The organism is Ascidiimonas aurantiaca (assembly GCF_037646345.1).
Lineage (GTDB): Bacteria > Bacteroidota > Bacteroidia > Flavobacteriales > Flavobacteriaceae > Ascidiimonas > Ascidiimonas aurantiaca.
This window is the reverse complement of record NZ_JBBEWR010000033.1, coordinates 1-3,911: the sequence shown is the minus strand read 5'-3', so window position 1 is coordinate 3,911 and position 3,911 is coordinate 1. Positions and strand designations below refer to the sequence as shown.

Genomic DNA, 3,911 nt, shown 5'->3' with positions numbered 1-3,911 from the left:
CTGGTGCCGTTTCAGATTATGCTCAAAATACAAGTTTAGAGGAGTTTGGGGCAGACTTAAAAGCAGTGGCAACGAATGTTGAAACGTATGAAAACCTTGCAGGGGGATTCTTGGGCGGCGGAGTCACAAAAATTGGTAAGTTAGGTACTATTAATAGAAGTCTAAAGAACATCTCAAAATTATCAACGAGCAAAATTAGATTCAGTCAAAGTTCGGTCAACGATTTAGGTGATATAGTTGACAGTATGAAAAAGAACGGATGGCAAGGAAATCCAATAGATGTTGTTGAAATGGCTGATGGTGGTTTAACAAGTTTAGATAATACGAGACTTCTGGCCGCACATGAAGCCGGTATAGATGTTCAAGCTGTTGTTCACAAGGCTGACGAATTACTCCCTGATAACTTAGTAGAAAGATTCACCACTAAAAAAGGAGTTCCTAAAACTTGGGGAGATGCTGTTAATTTAAGAATACAAAAACAAAATAGAGGATATAGGGATACTTATCCGAACGGGTCTCAGGTTATTAATGGAAACTATTAATAAAAAATGTTAGCTCAGTAAAAGCCCTAGTATTTACTAGGGCTTTTATAAACTATTTAGATAATCCAATGTTTTTTTGTGCGATCCTAGATCAACAATAATTTCTTCATTCCAATCAATCAGTATCATGTTGTATTTAGAACCTATTTCAAAAAGAGTGTTCGATAAATTGGAATATGAAGAGAGGGGCATCTCAAGTTTAGGACTAAAAACTAGCCATATATTTTGTACAATTCCATTAAGGCTGTCAAAAAGAATAGCATAATCTTTATAGCCATAAGCCTTTATACCGTTTTTAAGAATTGAATTTGAACCATATCCTGTATAGACTTTATTGAAACCAGTAATAGCAGAACGTTCTAAAATCTCTGTCAAGTGACTGCTGTATATTTTTTTACTTGAAGTTGGATTTTTTTTTGCACCTCTCGAACTTATGTTGGTAAAACCATGTTCTTCAAAATCATATTTGAGATTGGATAAGTTTTTACTCTGATCGAATAAGTTGTCTATAGGTATAATCTCAACTTGGAGATAATCGTCTTCATGGAAGAATAGGTCTTCTTTAGCGTTCATTTATCGAAGTTTAATAGATTTAGTATGAGACATATGCTTTTTAACGTTGGGATACTTAATGGCCAGATCAAGGAATTTAATAATTATTGGCTTATCTTCGTTTGACATATTATCTTGAATGGTCTGAAAAAGGTTTAAAGAGTTCCTTGTCCTTCATGATTATAATAAGATCACTCAAAAGAGCTTTATTAGAAATGGAAGGAAAATCAGTTATGTGGGTATTAGTGTTCAATTTATAAAAGAATAAGCTTTTGTTCTTCATTTTTGAGCATTCAACATTGGTACTATTAAAGAAATTAAATGTCAAAGACCTCTTCAAAAAAAGATTAAAACAAATATAAATAAGATAAACCAGTAATGTTATAAATTTTGAGCACAACTTTATCTTTTATAACGACGGTAGGGTAGTGTCCCAAACGGGTGCTTTACAGAAAGGCGTGAGTTTTTAATTTGATTATCAATAATTTATATTTATAATAAACCTCTTAATGGGGCTTATGGTAGTTCTTTGAAATATTCACTATAACTTGGGCTTGGTACAGTATGACAAAGGTGGGAACATTACCCAGGATGAGCTTATTGAAGAGAACACCTACTACCCCTTCGAGTTAATGGTACGTGGGGTAAATGACGGCATAGGCGCCCTGGGGAACAGTGTGGCTCAACGCTGGAAGTTTGGTGGGAAAGAATTGCAGGACGAGCTGAACCTGCAATGGTATGACATTACCGCCAGGAACTATGACCCGGCTCTGGGAAGATGGATGAACATAGACCCCTTAGCCGAGCAGATGCGTAGGCACAGCCCGTATAACTATGCATTTGATAATCCTGTGTTCTTTATAGATCCGGATGGGATGATACCTTTTGGTAATGGGGAAGATCCGCCAATAGCTTATACTGGTCCTGGTGTAGCGGTTGGAGATAATGTTGTCAATCAACTAGAAGAAGTAGTAATTGTAGTGAACGGTAATGAGGGCACTGTAGCTACTGGAACTGCGCAAGGATCACATATAGAAACTACAGAAACAGGAAAACGTTTTTATGGTTTTAAAGCAGAAGGTCAATTAAAAGGTAAATATGGAAAATTAAGAGGTAGCGTATCAGGTTTTAGTGCAGGCTATGAAGGTTATACTGAAGATGGCGGAGCTCATGGGATGGCTAGTATTTATGGTGTTTCTGCCGATACAGAAGCAAGGTTAGGTACAGAAGATAATAATGTAGCGGTAGAAGCGGAAGGCAGTGCTTTTTCTGCTGAAGTAAGCGGAGATGCGGGGCTTTATACAGGCGGAGAAGGAAAATATGGAGCTGAATTAGGAGCAAATGCAGGAGCTTATGCTTTAAAGGGAGAAGTTACACCTAGTATTTCCATTTTTGGCGTACAAATAGGTATAACAGTTGGGGGCTCATTAGGTAGTGCTCATATAGGAGCTAGAGGTGCAGCCACTTTTGACTCTAATAGTAATGAGTTTGAAGTAACTGGAAAGGCTCATATTGGATTAGGAGCTGGATTAAAAATAGGATTTGAAATAACCAATACTAAACAAAGAATTTATGGTTCTAGAAAAAAACGCAAATAAATTAAACTAATATGAAATTGTTTTATATATTATTCTTTGCATCAATTAACTTGCTTTTGTTTTCGTTTTTAACACAAAAGTTAAAGCTAAATAGCACATTGAAAGTGTTGTTAGGTGTCTATGTTCTAGGCTTATTAATTGTTCATTTTACGAATCCTTTTGGTCTATCTATACCAAATAAGCTGTTCTTTATTTTATTAGGTTTTAGTGCAGTACTTATAGTATTCTATATTATGCCTAAAATTGCAGTTTTGTTTAATGACTTTATCAATAATAATCAACCAGATGAACTGTTGTATAAATGGTATGGGTTTTGGATGACATATGTTATTTATACGCTTATTTTTGTATTCCAGTGTGCTACAATTATTAAAAACTAACATAATTTATGAGAGTTATATTTTTACAATTTTTATTATTTTTTACTTGTTTTAGTTGCCAATCACAACTATCTACAATAGAGCTGGACAGAAAAGAGTTCAACGTTAGTTACCCTGAAAGCTTTGTGCTTGACGAAAGTGGACAAAACAATACGGTTTTTGTCCTGAAAACTAAAGCAGAGAATGCCAATGATACTTTTATTGAAAATATCAATCTGGCAACTCAACCTATAACAAATAGTAGTTTTGATGATTTTGTATCTAAAACCATATCTGAAATTAGCGCTGTTGGTAAATTGATAGAAAAGAAGAAATTAAATGTAGACGGTTTAGATTGTTTGAAACTGAAGTTTGTATTAACTCAAAATAATATCCCCTTAACTTTTGTTCAGCATTATTATATCAAAAATGGAAAGGTCTATGTACTTACTTTGTCTAGTGAAAGTAGTAAATATGAAAAATATTTAAATTTGTTTGAAGTGGTTTTGTCAACCTTCACTTTAAAATAATTATTAGGTCGAATATTGAAAAAACCACCTTTTAGTGAGGTGGTTTTTTTATGCATAAGTAGGTAGTGTCGGTAGTGTCCCAAACGGGTGCTTTACAGAAAAGCTTGATTTTTTAATTTGATTATCAATAATTTGTATTTATAATAAACCTCTTAAAAGAGGTTTATGATGACTCATTGAAATAGCGAGAGTTTGTTAGAGCGTATAAAACAGGGGTTTTAGTTCGCCTTGTGGGTCAAACGGGTGCTTATTCACTGCCTATACCGCCTATGAGGGGCGTAGTACCACTGCCCAAACCCTGGGCGGTACCCAGGTATATTACAGTAACAC

General features: G+C 34.7%; 4 protein-coding genes. 3 read left to right on the top strand and 1 reads right to left on the bottom strand.

The window, feature by feature from the left end:
- Positions 1-542: hypothetical protein (locus WAO84_RS17090; protein WP_422614496.1), on the top strand; the 542-nt coding region annotated here is incomplete at its 5' end.
- Positions 543-587: 45 nt separating this feature from the next.
- Here the strand turns inward: WAO84_RS17090 and WAO84_RS17085 are convergent.
- Positions 588-1,115: a hypothetical protein gene (locus WAO84_RS17085; protein ID WP_340067360.1), complete on the bottom strand. Its 528-nt coding sequence runs from the start codon at positions 1,113-1,115 to the stop codon at positions 588-590.
- 527 nt (positions 1,116-1,642) lie between these two features.
- On the opposite strand from WAO84_RS17085, the gene WAO84_RS17080 reads away from it, so the two are divergent.
- Both WAO84_RS17080 and WAO84_RS17075 read left to right on the top strand, forming a co-directional pair.
- Positions 1,643-2,692, top strand: a complete 1,050-nt coding sequence (locus WAO84_RS17080; RefSeq protein WP_340067359.1) for an RHS repeat-associated core domain-containing protein — start codon at positions 1,643-1,645, stop codon at positions 2,690-2,692.
- 388 nt (positions 2,693-3,080) lie between these two features.
- On the top strand, positions 3,081-3,581 hold the full coding sequence (locus tag WAO84_RS17075; RefSeq protein WP_340067357.1) for a PsbP-related protein: 501 nt from the start codon (positions 3,081-3,083) through the stop codon (positions 3,579-3,581).
- Positions 3,582-3,911 lie beyond the last annotated feature (330 nt).